Below are 1,087 nucleotides of genomic sequence, written 5' to 3' on the forward strand. Positions count from 1 at the left end.
AGCGGTACTGCGCAAGCGTTGGGCGACGCTGGAAGAGCTGATGAGCTCGGCCGAGCGCAAGCAGCGCATCATCGCCGACATTATCGAAGACTTCGACACCCGGCCGCGCCTCAACAATAATCGCGGTACGGCCATTCTGGTCGCAGCCTCCATTTACGACGCCTGCCATTACTTCCGCCTGTTCCAGAACGCCACGTTTGGCCAGTACTGCGGCGTGATTACCTCCTACGAGCCAAACCACAACGCCATCTCCCGCGCGCCGGCAAATAGCGATGAACGCTACAAGTTCGATACCTATAGCCAATTTGTACTGAGGGAGGGCCAGACCACGAAGCAGTACGAGGATGAGATGAAGCGGCGCTTCATCGAGGAGCCGGCCAACTGCAAGCTGCTGATCGTGGTGAGCAAGCTGCTCACGGGCTTTGATGCACCGTCCTGCACCTATATCTACCTCGATAACGAACTGCACGATCACAACCTGTTTCAGGCCATTTGCCGCACCAACCGGCTGGACGGCGACGACAAGGACTACGGCTATATCGTCGACTACAAGCAACTCTTTGGTGACGTACAGGATGCGATCGCCGTCTACAGTTCCGACGAGCTGGACCTGGACGATGGCGATGAAGCCGGCAACAACGTCGAGCTGAAGGACTGGCTAAAGGAAGGGCGGGAGAGGCTGGATGCGGCCCGCGAAGCTTTGAAGTATCTCTGCGAGCCGGTGCCGCCACCTCGGGAAATGGAGCAGTACCTGCGCACTTTCTGCGGGGATGCCGACAATCCCAACGCGCTCGATGATACCGAGGCCATGCGCATCGCCTTCTACAAGCAGGTGGCGACCTATGTGCGCGCCTTTGCGGCCATTGCGCAGGATCTTGAGGAAGCCGGCTATTCGGTGGCTGAAATCGCAGAGCTCAATCAGGAGGTGGCGTTCTTCAGCGAAGTCCGTGCGGCGATCAAGCGCCACTCGGGGGAGGAGCTGGACATCAAGCCCTTTGAAGCGGATATGCGCCACCTGATTAACACCTATATTCAGGCGGACCCGGCCGACCCGTTGGGCGCGGTGGATAACTACTCTTTGGTCGAG

Annotated in this window: 1 pseudogene; it reads left to right on the forward strand. The window is 58.7% G+C overall.

What is annotated here, in order from left to right:
• Window positions 1-1,087 (forward strand): annotated as a pseudogene (locus ACESMD_RS01465) (restriction endonuclease subunit R); the annotation flags it as partial.

It is taken from the genome of Halomonas sp. (assembly GCF_041689495.1).
Taxonomy (GTDB): domain Bacteria; phylum Pseudomonadota; class Gammaproteobacteria; order Pseudomonadales; family Halomonadaceae; genus Halomonas.